General features: G+C 61.9%; 12 protein-coding genes. 5 read left to right on the plus strand and 7 right to left on the minus strand.

Annotated elements, in window-relative coordinates; translation table 11 throughout:
• Window positions 1-39: 39 nt before the first annotated feature.
• The gene (locus tag OHS03_RS01760) at window positions 40-1,227 is read right to left on the minus strand and encodes a glycosyltransferase family 87 protein (protein ID WP_328660183.1); all 1,188 of its coding nucleotides are present in this window, start codon (window positions 1,225-1,227) and stop codon (window positions 40-42) included.
• A 118-nt stretch (window positions 1,228-1,345) separates the two neighbouring features.
• Between OHS03_RS01760 and OHS03_RS01765 the strand changes: the two genes are divergently transcribed.
• From OHS03_RS01765 to OHS03_RS01775, 3 genes are all read left to right on the plus strand, one after another.
• A complete protein-coding gene (locus OHS03_RS01765) occupies window positions 1,346-2,362 on the plus strand; it encodes an RNA polymerase subunit sigma-70 (protein WP_328660185.1) in 1,017 nt (338 codons plus the stop codon).
• Window positions 2,363-2,426: 64 nt separating this feature from the next.
• Entirely contained in the window at window positions 2,427-3,011 is a 585-nt protein-coding gene (locus tag OHS03_RS01770) for a maleylpyruvate isomerase family mycothiol-dependent enzyme (RefSeq protein ID WP_328660187.1), read from the plus strand.
• A 404-nt stretch (window positions 3,012-3,415) separates the two neighbouring features.
• Window positions 3,416-4,639 carry a ScoMcrA-related endonuclease gene (locus tag OHS03_RS01775; protein WP_328660190.1) on the plus strand — a complete coding sequence of 408 codons (1,224 nt, stop codon included), beginning with the start codon at window positions 3,416-3,418 and terminating at the stop codon, window positions 4,637-4,639.
• Window positions 4,640-5,492: 853 nt separating this feature from the next.
• Here the strand turns inward: OHS03_RS01775 and OHS03_RS01780 are convergent.
• The 6 genes from OHS03_RS01780 to OHS03_RS01805 form a co-directional block, all read right to left on the minus strand.
• Complete coding sequence (locus tag OHS03_RS01780; protein WP_328660192.1) at window positions 5,493-5,891, minus strand: Imm7 family immunity protein; 399 nt, start codon at window positions 5,889-5,891, stop codon at window positions 5,493-5,495.
• 15 nt (window positions 5,892-5,906) lie between these two features.
• The gene (locus OHS03_RS01785) at window positions 5,907-7,322 is read right to left on the minus strand and encodes a restriction endonuclease fold toxin (protein ID WP_328660194.1); all 1,416 of its coding nucleotides are present in this window, start codon (window positions 7,320-7,322) and stop codon (window positions 5,907-5,909) included.
• A 5-nt stretch (window positions 7,323-7,327) separates the two neighbouring features.
• The gene (locus OHS03_RS01790; RefSeq protein WP_328660196.1) at window positions 7,328-7,630 is read right to left on the minus strand and encodes a WXG100 family type VII secretion target; all 303 of its coding nucleotides are present in this window, start codon (window positions 7,628-7,630) and stop codon (window positions 7,328-7,330) included.
• A complete protein-coding gene (locus tag OHS03_RS01795) occupies window positions 7,630-7,968 on the minus strand; it encodes a WXG100 family type VII secretion target (protein WP_328660197.1) in 339 nt (112 codons plus the stop codon). Before OHS03_RS01795 ends, OHS03_RS01790 begins: the two co-directional genes overlap by 1 nt.
• Window positions 7,969-9,066: 1,098 nt before the next feature.
• Window positions 9,067-9,504, minus strand: coding sequence for a hypothetical protein (locus OHS03_RS01800; RefSeq protein WP_328660199.1), 438 nt, complete (start codon window positions 9,502-9,504; stop codon window positions 9,067-9,069).
• Window positions 9,501-9,824 carry a hypothetical protein gene (locus OHS03_RS01805; RefSeq protein WP_328660201.1) on the minus strand — a complete coding sequence of 108 codons (324 nt, stop codon included), beginning with the start codon at window positions 9,822-9,824 and terminating at the stop codon, window positions 9,501-9,503. The genes OHS03_RS01800 and OHS03_RS01805 overlap by 4 nt, the downstream gene beginning before the upstream one ends.
• 2,804 nt (window positions 9,825-12,628) lie before the next feature.
• Between OHS03_RS01805 and OHS03_RS01810 the strand changes: the two genes are divergently transcribed.
• Window positions 12,629-14,506, plus strand: coding sequence for an ATP-dependent nuclease (locus tag OHS03_RS01810; RefSeq protein WP_328660204.1), 1,878 nt, complete (start codon window positions 12,629-12,631; stop codon window positions 14,504-14,506).
• Window positions 14,503-16,425, plus strand: coding sequence for a UvrD-helicase domain-containing protein (locus OHS03_RS01815; RefSeq protein WP_328660207.1), 1,923 nt, complete (start codon window positions 14,503-14,505; stop codon window positions 16,423-16,425). Before OHS03_RS01810 ends, OHS03_RS01815 begins: the two co-directional genes overlap by 4 nt.
• Window positions 16,426-16,466 lie beyond the last annotated feature (41 nt).

The raw sequence follows: 16,466 nt of genomic DNA on the forward strand, positions 1-16,466 counted from the left end.
TTGGAGTGGCAGACGGAGGACTGGCGGCGGTGTGAACGGTCAGGGCTCGGAGGCGGCAACGTGCGTGGGGCACGTCGCGGCCGCCGGTGGCTTGCTCGTGGCCGTGCCGGACGACCCCGAGGAGCCCGGCGCGGACAATGTCGCTCCGCGCACCAGAAACACCCAATAGCCCACAAGGACAGCGCAGTAGAACGACCGTGCCACGGCGGCGGTGACGCTGCTGTGGGGCGGCAACTCCACGGTGAAGGACACGGGGAAGACCGGCACCGCGAGCGCCATGGCGGTGATCTCGCCGCGGCCGAGCGTGATCAGCACAAGCACGCCCGGCCACAGCAGCATCAGGTAGTTGTGCCACGCGATGGGCGAGAACAGCAGGGCTGCGGCGAGTACCGCCCACAGAGCGGTGCCGCCCGGGTCGATGCGGTCGCGGTGACGCCCACACCACCACAGCGTGCCTGCCAGCACCGCCAGCCCGAGTGCCGTCCCGATCTCGGAGGGCAATCCGAAGCGCACCGCGAGCCCCGGCAGCGATGCGTTGTCCACCCAGCCCGGCACCGGCGCGGAGAAGGCGATGCGCAGCCAGCCCTCCGCGCTCGACGGTCCGGCGACGAGCACCCCGATCAGCGAGGCGACACCCGCGCCGGCGATTCCGGCCTTGAACGGCAACCACTGCCGCTGCACGGCCGCGAGCAGCAATATCGGTGCCAGCGACGGCTTGAGCGCCACCACGATGCCGAACAGAACGGACGCGAGCACCGCCCGCCCCCGCCGCTGCGCGATCCATCCGGCAACGAGCCCGACCAACAGCAGCGGGTAGATCTGGCCGAGCATCAGCGTTCCGTACAGCGGCGACGACGCGAGCACAGCCAGCGTGGCCAGCGCAGTGACAGCCGGGCGCAGCCGCAGTTCCGAGCACACCGCCAACACCGAGCCCACCATCATGAGCAGTGTCAGCACCGCGAAGACGCGATAGGCCATGACCACATCCAGCGCGGCGAACGGTGTGAGCAGCATCGAGACCAGCGGTGGGTTGAGATTGCTCAGCTTCGCCGGGGTCTCGTAGATATCGGTGCCGTGCGTGAGGGCAACGGCCGAGTTCCAGAAGGTGTCGAAGTCGACGTGCACCTCGTAGACATCACTGGATAACAGCGGCGCCACCAGCGGGTAGGGGTTCGATAAGCGCCGCACCACCTCGACGATCGACGCGAGTACGAGCAGACCTGCCATCACCCGTATGGAAGCGGTGAGATGGTTGGACTGCGCTACTTTTTCCGGTGACACGGCTCCCGACGCTATCCGTACCTGTCCGGTTTTGTAGAACTGCTCTTTTCCGCAAACGCGAGTAATGACCACCGCGATCACAGGTAAGACCCACGTCAATGCTGGAGTGCGGTTGCCGCCGTGCCACGATCAGGGAGTGACCTCCGGCGCCGGCACCACCGACCTCGCGGCCCTGCGCGTCCCGCTCACCGGCTACTGCTACCGCATGCTCGGCAGCTCCGCCGACGCCGAGGACGCTACCCAGGAAACGCTGCTGCGCGCCTACACCCGTCTAGACACCTTCGACCCCACCCGCGCCCGGTTGTCCACCTGGGTGCACGCAATCGCCACCAACATCTGCCTGGACATGCTGCGAGCCGCCCAACGTCGCATGCTGCACTGGGAGGGCCCCGCCGCCGCGTTCGACCCGGACGCCGTCCTCCCCGACCAGCACTGGATCAGCCCCGCCCCGGACAGCCACACCCTCGGCGCAGACCCGGCCGACATCGTCACCCGCCGCGACACCGTCCGCCTGGCCTTCCTCGCGGCCCTGCAACACCTGCCACCCACACAGCGCGCGGCCCTGGTCCTGCGCGAGGTACTCGCCTTCACTGCCGCCGAGACCGCAGACATCCTCGACACCACCCCCGCTGCGATCAACAGTGCCCTGCAACGCGCCCGTGCCACCCTGCGAACCACCCGCGACACTCCGACCGCGCTGGACCCCGACGCACCCCACGACCGTGACCTGCTCCAGCGCTACATCGCCGCGTTCGAAGCCCACGACATCACCGCACTCACCGCCGTCCTACACGAGGACGCGCGAGTGTCGATGCCGCCTTTCGGTTGGCGTCTGGACGGCGGCGCGTCCATCGCGGCCGTCATGTCCACCTCCGACGACTGTCGCGGCGACCGCCTCCTGCCGGTCACCTTCAACGGGGCAGCGGGCGCGGCGCAGTACCGGCTCGACGAGGACGGCGTGGCGCGCCCCTTCGCGCTGGTCGCATTCGAAACATTCGACGGTCGGATCGCCCGGCTGATCACCTTCTTCGGCAGTGGCCCGAGATTCCCCGAATTCGGGCTGCCGACCGTTCTGACCTGACCGATGAATTCCGGCGGCCGCGCACGTACCACTGGTGACACTGCCGATCGATCAAGGACAACTCATGCCCGACACCAGTATCCTCGACCACTCCGTCGCCGAACGTGCCCGCCTCGCCGACCTGCTCGCCGACCTGTCCGCCGACCAGTGGGGGACACCATCTCTGTGCGAGGGATGGGCGATCCGTGAAGTCGTCGCCCACATCACCGTCCCGTACCGCACCAGCGGGCCCCGGATGATGCTCGGTTTAGCCCGCGCCCGCTTCAACATCAACCGCTATTGCGACATCGCCGCCCGCGCCGACACCGCCCGCCTCAGCGACGCCGAACTACTCAACAGCCTGCGCGACAACATCACCCACCCCTGGCGACCCCCGGGCGGCGGCACCGCGGGCGCCCTGTCCCACTACGTCATCCACGGCCTCGACATCACCGAACCTCTCGGTCTGCCCGCCGCCCCGACCGACCGAATCGCCACGGTGTTGGCCCACGTCGAGCCCAAGGGCTTGTCCTTCTTCGGCGTCGACCTCACCGGAATCCGACTGCAGGCCACCGACGCCGATTACACCATCGGCGAGGGAGCCCCGATTACCTTGCCCGCCAAGGACATTCTGCTCACAATCACCGGACGACGCCTACTGCCGCAGTGAATGACACCATGGGATTCGCGCTCCAAGTTGAGACAGTCTGCCGGCTGCGGCACGTTCCGGCCCCGTTCGTTCCCATGGCGGCTCGGCCAGTAGATTCTGTCAGCTGGCCTGAGCTCGAATGCGCTGACCAACTGTCGGCTCGACGTCATGCGAGTACTCGTCCTGACAGTCCGGTGTTCACCGATCGAGACGGCGGGTGGATGAGCCTTGCACCATCTCGCGCTGACTGGGCTGATGGTTGTCGCCACGGTGGCGTTCGGCCGGGCGCCTATGGGTCGTCCTTCGTGCGTGACGGCAAGAGCATCGTCGCTGAAGTGGTCAACAGGTGGTCTTATCCACGGGGTCAAGCCAATTCGAGCGGTCGTCCAGCAAAAGTGTCGGTCGTTTGCGTTATGTTCCGGACTATGGCTCTCACGAATGTAACAAGAGCAGCAGTAATCGCGGCGATCCGCGAGTTCGATGACGTGGGCCAGACTGAGTTTCTGGACAAGTACGGGTTCGGTCGTGCGCGCTCGTACTTCATCCTCTTGGAGGGCCGCCGGTACGACTCGAAGGCCGTCCTCGGCGCGGCTCATGGGTTCCTGCCAGATCGTGATGCGTTGCGACCGAAGGACTTCAGCGGTGGCGCAGCGACCGTGGCGAAGCATTTGAGGTCGCTAGGATTTGAGGTATCGCGGGCTGAGGATGCACTCACCGCCAATGCGGTGCCGGTTCGGGTGCACGCCGAGCAGACGGAGCGGAAGAAGCGACCTCCGGTGTGGGCTTGGACTGAGCTGGTGCTCGCGTGTGATCTCACTGCTCGCAACAACTGGCACGAGATCGATGACAAGGATCGACGTGTCGTCGAGCTGTCCACACTGCTGCAGCAATTGCCGATCCACCCAGCGGCTGATCGCGGTGACAACTTTCGTAGCCCAGGCTCGGTTCGCTTGAAGATGGCGAACCTTGCCGACTGCCATCCTGACTCACGTCGGACGACGAGCAACGGAAGCGCGCTGGACAGGGAGGTAGTCGCTGCCTTCCTCGAACGGCCGGAGCAGATGAACGCGCTTGCTCTCGGGATTCGTGAACAACCGGGGGTGCATCGACGCGACGTCGAACGCGTCGATTCGACCGCGGATGAGCCGTTGCTCGATGACGTCGGTTCTGCTGCTTCCTCGGGAGATGTCCTAGCTCAGTTCAAGCCGAAGAGCGATAACGCGTATGTCGCTGCAGTCAAGGCGCAAGTCCAGGTCAAGAATCGCCACCACGAGACCCTGGTTCGTGACTACGGTCTGGCCGCTCAGAGATCTGGCTTCATCGCGGCAACCAACGTTCATCCGCGTGACCTCACGCTAACTCGAGGTGGTCGGCATTGGCTGGTGGAGGTGAAGATCGTCTACGGCGGCAACGCGACGGAGGCGGTGCGAGCGGTCCTAGGCCAGCTGTACCAGTACCGCCACTTCTTATACAAACGGGGGACTGCGGTCGATCTTGTCGCGGTGTTCAGCGAATCGATCGGTGATGCCTACGTTGAGTTCCTCGAATCGGTTGGCATACATGCGATCTGGCGTGTGAGCAGCGATGCGTGGGCCGGGTCGAGTGCTGCTGCTGGCAAGGGGCTCATCCCTAACGAAGCAAGCGAATAGCCACAGGCAGGCAGCGCGCCGCCGCACTGGACAACCGATTCCCGGCTAAGCAGCTACGGGCCATGACCGATCCGAGAGGGCACATTGCGGGACGTCACGACGGATGGTCCGCGGCCGAAACCGTGTCCTTTCCGTGTCGCCTCTCGCATGAGTCCAGACCCGGCGCGAACCTCCCAGCTCAGGGGCACTTTATTCGCCACCAGAGGGCTCGATCCTGAAACCCTGAGTGCACTGATCGGGTTCAGAAGGCCAGGTCGGACTGTCAACGTACTCGGCTCCACGCAAAATAAGGTCCCAACCTGGGTGAATAACCGCAGGTCGGAACCTCTTTTTACTGCTCCCCCATCTGGACTCGAACCAGAAACCTGCCGCTCTAGATATTCTGTGTCCCAACGGTTTTCAACATTGCTCAACGTAGCCTATGACCTGCAGATTTGGTGTTCGAGGTGTTCCCGCTGGATCCCGATAGGTCCTGGTGTTTCCCGTTGAATCCGTGTTGTTTCCGTGTTGTGGGTCAAGTCAGCGGTAGCCGCGACCGACCAACCGAGGTGAGATCACCGATGTCCTGGCGGGACACCACAGCCCAACCGGTCCAAGACGCTATGGACGACCTACTTGACGCCGCGCTGATCCTGGCAGGAGAGCAGACGACCCAACGTGGCGAGTTCTACCCCTTAGGTATGGTGATCGATGCTTCGAGCAAGATGTCGCCGACGGCCGCGCGGGTCCGTGGAACCCGCCAGCGAGCCCGCTGACCGGGCCATCCCGTCACACGGTTACACCGCCGGAACGGCCGTGAACTGGCAAGCTCGGACCCGCCGGGCCAGCACGCTAGATCAAAGAAATTTTTGAGCTAAATATCATCCTCGATCACCGGTATACAAGGAGACAGGTTTGTATCGCGTGTGGTCGTAACCTTTCCGCGTTTCATCACCATTACTTGAAATTCATTGTCACGCCCCGTTGAATCCTCGTCATCCCTGATATAAAGAAGCCCATACGATCCAGCTGCAACGCGGCCGACGCGCACAAAGCAGTCGATAACCTGCTGTCCCTCATCTCCCCGATGATTCAACAGCCCGGACAGGCTGAGCTGAGCGGCCCCATTCACCATCCGGGTGTCGATCAGCCCCGCACCACGTCGTAGTTCAGCGACAGCATCCTGAGCAGCGCGATACGCAGCTTCCAATTCAGAATCGGTCTCGTCGCCAGCAGAAGACTGAATGCTGACCCAACCATGATATTCGAACACAATTCCCTTTCATGACTAAAGCGGATCGGTGTCGATGACGACTTCTACACCATACTCATCCGAGTAGCGCCTCAGAGTTCGGATAACATCATCACTAGGCGGGCCATCGAAATGATAGTACACCTTCTTATCATTGGCCTCGGCGGCTTCGAAGGTGGCGCGAGCCTGAGAACGAAATTTCTTGTTACCGGCAAAGTTGGCAGGCTTGGCCTGCGCGACGTACTCGTCACTCACCGCATCGAACTCGCGCCCGCTTGGGTCGTTCTTATATTTCACTCGGGACTCGCCACCGATACGTTCGGCTAATTTGTCGGCGTCAGGGTCAGGCTTGTTGACCTTCACCAGACCGCCGGAGTACCGGTCCTTCGGCGGGATCTCCGACTTGCCTTCCTTAGTCGGAACTCTGCCTTGCTCAGGATCAGTGGTCAGTATCGGGAGTCCGATAATCGTTGGCAGTCCGCCCGTAGTGAGGACAGCCGTAGTAAAGGTGAAGCCGCTGAGCGCGGTGAGGAATGTGTTGGCGGGACCAGCCAAAGCTCCGGCGGCCTGGTTCAGGAAGTCGATGTCGTCTTGGTGTTCGCTGGGTGTCTGTTGCTTGCTCGGTGTCTTTTGCTTCGTTGGTGGCTCTTTGACCCGCACCATCGAAGTCCCGATCTGAATGGCGGTGACGACCACCACCATGGCGAACTGGGTGTTCATGTCCGAGCGCATCGTTGTCAAAGCGACCTTGTGGGCGTCGACTGCGGCCGCGATGTCGCGGGCAGCGGCTTCGATGTCGCCGATGCTGGTAGCCAGCGTGCGAAGGTGGACTGTGAGGTTCGGGATGTCGTCCGGGACGTCGGATCCGTAGCCACGCTCCAGTCCGGAGGCGACCATCAACAGTCGTGCCTTGCCGCCGTATACAGGGTCTGACTGGGCGAAGGTCCTCCATGCGGTCGCGGCGCGCGCGAGCTTGTCGGTGTCCCCGTCGGGAACTTCGCCACCAGCGACAAGCGCGGTGACCTTGTCTTGCAGTTCGGTCCAGTCCGTCTCGAGTCCGCGACTGTAAGTCCCCGATGACGCGACGCCGGTAACTGTGCCCGGGCCGTAGGGTAGTTCCGAGGGGAAACCGCCAGGCAACGATGGCGGGTCACCCTTGTTGGGGTCGCGGTTGGCTTTGTACTCCCCGCACTTCCAGTTGTAGCCAGCCGCAGTCAATATGTCCCCGAAGTGTTGCAGGGCCTGCGCGAAGTTGGTCGCTACCAGCGTCACTGCGGCGGCGCGGTCGTCGTAGGCTTTCGACCACGTCTTGACCGCCTGGTAGCCGCCGGCCATCGCGCTGGTTTCTAAAAGGACGGTTTGCAGTGAGTTGTAGACGGTTTGGAATTTCTCCGACAGGTCGTAGCATTCCTTGGCCGCGCTCTCATAGGACTGCGGGGAGATTGAGCCCACTGAGTTCAGCCACCGCTCATTCTCAAATTAATCTCCGCTGCCGCACTGTAGGCGTCGCGGGCAGTGACTGCGGCGTTGTACATCTCAGTGATTCCTTCAACCACTGCGGCTGCCCCGGTTGCCCATTCGCGGTAGGCTTCCTCCTGGGCGGTGGCAGCGGCTCCCTGCCAGTTTTGTTGGATGGTCGCGATTCGGTGGTTGAGTCCGTCGAGACTTTCGGTGAGGAACCCGATGAATCCATTGGTGCGGGTGACGAGCTGGTCCAACTCATCGATGTCGAACGTGAAGTCGCGGGAGTTGTCGACCATCACATGTTCAGTTCCGGTAGGTCGAGCGAACTCAGGTTGATGGAATTCGAGATGTCTTGGTTGGCAATGGTCTTGCTTGCGACACCCAAGAGTCCACCCATGGTGTTGAGGGCGTTCAACACGTCGGCGGCGCCCTTCTTGGTTCCAGTCCAGCCGTCCCCGAATGCATCTGCCGCCGCGCCACTCCAATTATCGAGGACGCTCGATACCTCGCGGTCAAGCGAATTCAGTCCGTTGATCAGAGAATCCGCGACTTGCTGGATGTAGACACCGGCATCAGTCACCTCGCCTGGAACCATCGCGAAATCTGTTCCGGGCGTACCGTTATCACTTGACACGCGAGCCCCCTCATCAAGACAACGGGTCCAGCCTAGTCACGACAGAGTTTGAAGCGCAACAACCGAGGTGCCAACCAAGTGGACTGCGGGATCTGCTGTTCTCCGACCTCGACGATCAACACTGGACCACGGGCAAATCGGGTGCGGGGTCGTAGCGCCAACGCCGGTCCCAGGTCCTCGACCACTCGTCCGGGGCCGGCGTCGAGACACGTTCAGCCCACGCCGGCCAATCACAGACGGCATTCGGGGCAAGCGTCACGTGCCGTGCTGGGCACACCGAAAGCTAGGTAGCAGCGCTTCGCTCTTTGTAGCGTTCTGACTGTGACCGTCGAAATCGATTGGGACGAAGTAGAAGTCGAGACAACAGTCAGCACACCAGTCAGGGATACCGGCCAGGCCGGACCAGGGATCTCCTCAGCATCACTCTCCGAGACGAGGTTGCCAGCGAGCTCGAAATGCCAGCGTCACGAGTAGTGCAGCGTGAAGTTCCTTGTCGACGCGCAACTCCCGGCGCGGCTCGCACGGTTCCTGCACGACGCTGGGCACGACGCGCGCCGCACAACGCAGTTGCCCGCAGGAAACCGCACCGCCGATGACAGGTAGCCAAGGTCGCAAACACTGAGGACCGTGTAGTGGTCTCCAAGGGCGCCGACTTCCGGATCTCACACCAACTACACGGCCAGCCCGCCGCCTTCTGGTCGTAGCCGTGGGCAACATCAGCAACAACGATCTGCTCGCCGTGTTTGAGACACACCGGGATGCCATCGTGGCAGCGTTCGACCATGTCGACCGAATCGAGGTCCGACCCACCCGAATTGCGGCCTGGCAGCGAAAGTCCCCGGAACAGGAGTAGCAACAAGCGGGACGCCCGCGAATCTGTGCTCAACGATCCGGATCAAGATGCGGCCACCAGGGTTGCGGTCGACCAGTGCAGGAACGTCACGGGCGCTCTTGCCGATGCTGAGAGCGGCAACACGCAATCCAAAACGTGTTGATTCCGTGTCGTCCTTCTCGGAAGACCTCTCACGTCGGAGCGATTCCGCAGATCAGAGGGCAGTTTCCCAAGCGCAATCAGACTTGACCCCGAAACCGTTCTTTTCAGCCCTGGTCTGGGCTATTGGCGGTGAGGCGGGTCTCGCCGGGCCTGAGCAAGCGCAAGACCGGTCGCTCCAGGCCGAGCTTCGCGCTCGACTGGGTGATGGACTCACGAAGATAGGGGTAGACCGCCATAACCCCGACCCTCGCTGCGAAGTCAGTAATGGCCTCCTCGGTGGCTTCGATCGGTTCTTGAAAGGCGAAAACCGCGGACGCATCAGCGATGTATTCGCCCCCAGCGCCAGAGATAGTCGCCCTGCATCGAACCTCCAGGCCGAGTTCTTCCCTACCCAGTGCGATCTGTATAGACAGCGGCGACTCTTCACCCCCCGGACTGCGTCGACCGCTGCATTCGTAGAACACGATGTCGACGAGTTCAGCAAGGGCGAGGAGCTCGCTCGCGTCTGTAGCCCTACCAGTCGGCGAGATGCTGTCGCTCATACGGCGAGGGCGTATTCCGCCTGGAAACTGACGTCCGCCCAGGCATGATGCGCATTGGCCTTAGATGGGGCGTACATCGTTTCCGCTCGTTCGCCGGTCATCTCGACATAGCCCATGATCGCGGGGGCAACGCCTGGAAGGCTCAAACTTGCAGGCAGATCGATGAGCGCACTGTCGATGCGGGTGTGATCACTCATCGAAGGAAACCCGAGGTCGTCCGTCTCGTGGCCTTGCCGCCGAAGCCAGGCAACAACGCTGCCCCACAGCCAGACACCTCCACCGACTAGATTTGCCGGGGCGGGGAAGGGATCCGTACGCATGCGGTCACCCCGAACCCAGTTCCCAACTGCTTGTCGGGTGACCTCGGCTCGGTCGGCGATGTCCTGGCGGGTGACTAGGTCCGGATGGGATCGCACAGGTCGGAGACCACATGCCGTTAGTACCCTTGCTGCATTGAGCGCTGCAGTGACTACTCCGGGCCCTTCTGCAGTGACGGTTGCCAGCGTGAGGCCGGAGTGAGACTGGACAACGATGTCTAGGTGCTCCGCGACCTTCTCGATCCGCAGGTCGCCTGGACCGGAGATCTCTGGAACTTCAAAAGTGAGCTCAAACTCGGTCGGGGACATGCCACCAGCATGAGGCTTTAGCCAGCTGTTGTCAATTGACAACAGCTGGCTACTTAATCAACTCGTGGCGGTCGGGGCACTTCAGCGCAGACCGTTTGACCCGCTTGGCGGCGTTTCCGGGGTTCTTCGAGGTTCCCGGGACTGTGACGAAGTCCCCCATCTCGCCGGCACAAGGACAGTAGATCGCGTAGCTGTGGCCTTGCTTACGAAGACGCCAGCCCACTTTCTTCACGAAGTGCTCGACCACCTTGTAGACCTCTGGGTCGACTGATCCACGGAGGTCTTTTAGGCGAGCCTCTGGCCATGCCTCACCCATTACTCTGCCTTGGAGACGCCACTGACGGGGCAATACGTCGGGCGTTCGCCTTCGAGTAGGCATATTCGCTGGATAGAAGCTTGATCGGGGCCTCCCCTCGTCGACGGCACGATGACCGAAAGATGAGCCGGTCATCGTGCAGCGGAACGAGTTTAGATGCCGGAGGCTCCACTGTAGTCCTGTCGAGCGAATACCTCGCGAGCATGCCTGGCGTTCGCTCACGCAGCACTTCCGCCTGCTCTGCAATTGATCGTCTTACAGCCTGGCCGGTGGCCGCCACGCCGACTAAGTACCGAGCTTTGCAGCAAGACCAACGCCGCCGCGCCGATAGGGCCACGGCGAGCACGCCCAACGAGATCGCCTGGCCTGCCAGGCAAGTGAGCCAGACGATCACCCCGCCGACGGAGGCTGCGACGATCGACAGGATCGAGCCGTGCAGGGTGGCCAACATCGCGACGTCGGGTGTACGAGCCTGGCGATGGTTCCAAGGAAGGCGATTGCTTGATGCCTGAGCCGCCCAAACACCGAACGATACGGACGGTTCTTGCCGGTGCTGAGAGCGGCAACGCGTAATCCAAACGCGTTGATTCCGTGTCTACCTTCTCGGTAGGCCTCGCATCTTCGGCGATTCCGCAGGTCACAGGCATTTTTCCAAGCGCCGTCAGAGTTGGCATGGAAAATCCTGAGCTATCCAAATGCCTTGCATCCCAATGAGTTTCAGCGCTTCCCGTAACGGCTTATCGCCTGCAGGGTTGCCGCGCAAGGTGTTCCCGTGATGTCCCGCCATTCCCGGTTGATTCCCGTTGAATCCATGTTGTTCAGTGTTGTCGGTCGAGTCGGGACCGGCCGTAGTGACCGCCTACGGGGGCGCACGAGCAGCAGTATCTCGTGGACGCAACGTAGCGTTGGCGTGGAAGTGTCGAACGGTTGGAGTGCCCAAGCGCGCCGCCGGATCGCATACCGCCGGGGAATGGGTCTCAGTGAACATGCACCCGAACGGCCATGTGCGCAGCAGCGTCGAGGTCGCCGTGGGTTTGTGAGCGATCGTGCACGGGTGGTCTTCAGCCAGGGCTGAACTCCACTACACCATCATCGAGAGATCGTTGGCTGCGGATGAGTACCCGCCAAGTCCGTCCCGTGGCACCGGGCCGACGATTTCGGGGCACGGAGTTCACTGGAGGTGCCGCTCAAACCGAGCTACCTCACGCAGTACCGCGATATCACCAGTTTTTCGCCACAGGCAGTAGGCCAGAACGTAAGCACGGGACTTGAGAACCAGAGTCACGAACGAACCAACCAGCATGAGAGCCATCGAAAACCACGTCAGCATGCACCCAAGATCGATCAAATCCTGTTCATCCACAATGTCGTCGCCCAACTTCGCGAACCTAGGCCGCACCTGACCGCTCTACCTGCAGTGATGCCTGATTAATCTAGTCAGGGAAACCTTGACAGGATGAGGCGATGCCACGCAAGTATCGCAACACCCTCAAGTCCCACGCTTACGCCCAAGCGAGCCTCGGACGGGCCCTCATCGACCTCGCATCGTCGCATCGTCGCATCGGGCCAGCGCCGCAGCAGCTGAACGCGACGGTGCGGCAGTTACGATCACTGGGCCAGCGCAATTCTCAGAGTGGATCGCTACCTCCTGCGAGATCGCGGCCGCGGCTGAGTGTCTGCTTGCACTAGAGGTCGAATTGGCACGTCGGTATGGCATGACCTGGGAAGGCGTCGCCGAAGTTCTGGGCGTGAGTAGGCAATCAGCATGGGAGCGGTTCCGGTCCCATGACCGCTGGTCTCAAGCTCGGAGCGTTTCCCAGCTTCGTCAGCGCTACAGCGCCTCCCTTTTCCGCAAAATGGCGGTGGGCAAGAGCGAGGAAGAGGTGGCCACTCTAAGGAGAATGCTGCTCCGTCGGCCACCGACCAAATGATTCGCCCAAAGATGAACCGTACAGGTCCAGGACCGCTTCGGCCCGACCTTCGGGCACGTACTAGCTGGAGATTTGCGGATTACTTGGCAAAGGATCGACGCCGTCAACTCCGTGGGCTGATCCCCACTGCGGGGCGACATCCGGTGGCTCGTACCATCTTTGACAGCCGCTACAGGTGGGGCGGTCGCGGATACCTGCGCACATCAGAGCGTAGGGCCGGTCACAGGGGAGCGCCGTTGTACTTGTCGTGCGTGCGTGCTGAAAACTTCCGAATCTTCGGTTCGGGCCCAGGAGAACGCGGTGGCGAAGACGGCCGCTTGGAGCTAGAGCTCGATCAGGGCACGAACGTCCTGGTCGGAGAGAACGACAGCGGAAAGTCCGCGATCATCGATGCGGTCCGAATATGCCTGCTCACCACCGCCGCGGACTACTACCGGGTCAGCCGCGACGACTTTCACGTCGATCCTGAAGGCAGAGCGACAGCATTTACCATCACCTGCGGCTTCGCCGAACTCACAATGGAGGAGCAGGCCACTTTCCTAGAGCTCGTCACAACCGACTCCGACGGCACTGTGAGACTGTTTGTCACCGTCCACGCCGAAGTAATGGACCCGACCCGCCCGCAGCGTATCTCGGTCACGACCAGAACCGGCCCGGATGGCAGCGGCCCGGCACTGGACGGCGCGGCGCGCGAGCTACTCAAAGCGACCTACCTGCGTCCGCTGCGAGATGCTGAAGCCGAATTGCGTTCGGGGCGGGGATCGCGGCTGTCGCAGATCCTGGCGGGTTACCCAGCTATGAGCGACCAGGGGGAGGATGACTTCGATGAAGAAGCCGATTCCGCGAGCACCTTGGTGGGGATCATGCGCCGTGCCCAGCACCATCTGGCCAGGAACACTTCGGTGGCGGCGGCGCTGGACGACATCAATGCCGAATATCTGAACAAATTCGCGATCGGTTCGGATAGTTTGCGAGGCCAGATCACGGTGTCTGGGGACGCCACGCTGGCGCGAGCGTTGGAGCGGTTGGAGCTGGTGTTGGCACCGGAAACCGGTGAGTGGACCCGGCGCGGATTGGGGTATAACAACGCTTTGTTCATGGCCGCCGAGCTGCTATTGCTCGGTAACAGCGACATCGCGCCCCTGCTATTGATCGAGGAGCCCGAAGCTCATCTGCACCCCCAACTGCAGGCGCGGATCATGGACCTCTTGCAAGACCGCACCAAGGCTGACCCGGGCAGCAAGCGCTCCTCTGGTCCGGTTCAGGTTCTCTTGAGCACCCATAGCCCGAACCTGGCGTCTGCGATTCCGGTGCAGCATCTGACGCTCGTGGCAAAGGGACGCACTTTTCGCCTCGCCTCGGGCCAAACCAAACTAGCCGACGGCGACTACGAGTTTTTGACCCGTTTCCTCGATGTCACCAAAGCTGGCCTGTTCTTTGCCCGTGCTGTTGCGATCGTTGAGGGCGACGCCGAAGCGATCCTTCTACCCGCGCTTGCCGCGGCGATAGGGCCCTCCTTCAACGCAAGCGGCGTCACCGTCGTGAACGTCGGCACAGTGGGCTTGTTCCGATACAGCCGCATCTTCCAGCGCGACGGCGAGCAGATCCCTGTGTCGGTCGCCTGCATCCGCGACCGCGACCTGGCGCCGGCTGGGACACCCGAAGACATGCGGAAAAAGTTGAAATCCGTCGAAGAGATGACACCGGACGCGATCGCCGCGTATGTAGATCGGTTGACTGCCCGCGACAGCGGTCATGTGCGAACCTTCGTCTCCGACCACTGGACCCTTGAGTACGATCTTGCCGCCGCGTCCTGGGAAATGGCAACGCTAATGCATCAGGCGGTGCGTGCAGCGGTCGCATCGAAGTCTGTCTGGCCCAAAGCGAACGTCCTCGAAGACTCCGATACGTCGGCGGCCAAGGAGGTCGCCCAGTGGCGGGCCGAACGAAAGTCGTTGGAGGCCGCTGCCATCGACATCTACAGGCCCCTACGCATGGAGGACGCGAGTAAGCCGATCGCCGCACAGCACGCCGCACGTCTCCTCAAGACCACTCCCATCACAGAGGAACAGCTACCCGAGTACCTGGTTCACGCCTTCGCCTACCTGTGCGCGGATGCCCCGCGATGACAACTCTGTACCGCGCTGACGCGTTCACCCGCGATCGCATTCAAGCGTGTGCCTCTGAACTAGGAATGCAGCTCTCCAACCAGGAACAATGGGACTTTCTTCAGAGTGTCGACACGTTGGACTTGCAGGCTGCCCCTGGCTCAGGGAAGACGAGCCTTGTCGGCCTCAAGCTCCTGCTACTCGCCGAACATTGGACGAGCACGACCCGCGGCGTCTGCGTGCTCTCGCACACCAATACCGCGAAGGACGAGATCCTCGCCCGCATCAGGAATTCCCCCTCCGGCGCTAGGTTGCAGCGGTATCCCCATTTCATCGGCACGATCCAGTCATTCACCAGCACGTTCCTCGCGATGCCCTACCTCCGTGGGATGCGCAAGCAGGTCCAGATCGTCGATGACGACACGTACGCGGACCGCGCCAAACGTACCGTTGCAAGCGACAAAGCCTTCAAAATATTGAGATCCTCGCTGGGCCGCCAGCAAGACGGCGACGAGTTGGTTGCGCGCGCCGAGTTCAAATTCGAGTCGGGCGAACTCATCGTTCAATCTACGCGGACGTTGCCGTTCGGCCTCGACAGCGCCAGCGGTACGCAGTTCACGGCCCTGAAGAAGAAGTTGGCTAACCAGGGCATCTTCCGCTTTGCGGACATGTTTGCCCTGGCCGAACTCCATCTCAACCGGCGTCCGGCCCTGGGGCGTGCAGTCGCGTATCGCTTCCCGTTTGTGCTCGTCGATGAAGTGCAGGACACAAGCGCGCTACAACAAAAACTGCTGGATCAAGTCTTCGGTGACCCGTCGACCAGAGTGCAGCGCGTCGGCGACGTCAACCAGCGAATATTCACCACCGAAACCACCACCACCACCGCCTCCTCCTTCCCGCGCCTGGACAGCCTCGAACTGCCCGTCAGTCGCCGATTCGGCAAGAGCATCGCCGAACTCGCCAGCTCACTCACAGTCCACCGCGACCAACGTATCCTTGGCACTGGTCCCACTGGAACGATCGCGATTCTGCTGTACGACGATTTATCCGTGACAGAAGTCGTTCCGGCCTTCGAACGCATCGCAGGAGAGGTCGTTCCATACCCGCTGCTCAAGGACCGTCCACCACGAGTCCTGGCCGCACGGCTGCGCCCCACCAATGCGAAAGCATTTCCCCAGTCTCTTGCCTGCTACGTACCGGAGTTCGCCGCAACTATCCCGGGCGATCGCCAAGGCTCACTGCTCGTCACTGCACGCGCGGCACGAATCCAGTGGCGATCTGGAGCAAGCGGCGCCGCGGTCGACATGCTTTGGGAAGCCGTGAGAGTCGCTACCGGGTCCGCCGCGAATGGAGTTCTACCAACACTACGTGCCCTGAGCCGAGGCATCGAGACCCCGGGCGGCCGAATGAGGGCCTTGCTCCTGACCATCCTGATCGCACAGAACGACGACGAGACCAGTTGGGACAGTCTGATGGTCCGTATGGCTAGCCTGCTGTCGGAACTCTTGAGCCAAGCCGGTCCAGTTCGAATAGTGCTAGGTGAATTCGCCTACTACGTTGCGCCGTCCGCAGCTACCGAGGCGGTGGGTGTTGGTGAACTGGACGAAGCCGCGGCGGCGACAGTGCATAGTGAGCTCGGATCCATTCAGCGTGCCAAAGGCGAAACGCACAGCGCGACACTAATTTTGGAGTGCTTGAACCGAACGGGAAAGAAGCACGACGTCCACGAGGTGCTTCGGCTTCTAGCAACGGAGGGGGACCTCGCCAGCGCATCGCAGACCGTTCGAGACATCGTCCAATTAGTATTCGTCGGAGCAACACGACCCACCCAGCTACTTGCATTCGCAGTTCACCGAGATCGAGCATCGTCATATCTGGACTTCTTCGTCTCAAACGACTGGGTCGTGCACGACCTCACCCTTCGAAGTGATCCCGGTTGAGAATCTACTGCTGACGGGGCTCGCAGTTCGGAGGGACCCCA

The organism is Nocardia salmonicida (assembly GCF_036142455.1).
In the GTDB taxonomy this organism is placed as follows: Bacteria; Actinomycetota; Actinomycetes; order Mycobacteriales; family Mycobacteriaceae; genus Nocardia; species Nocardia salmonicida.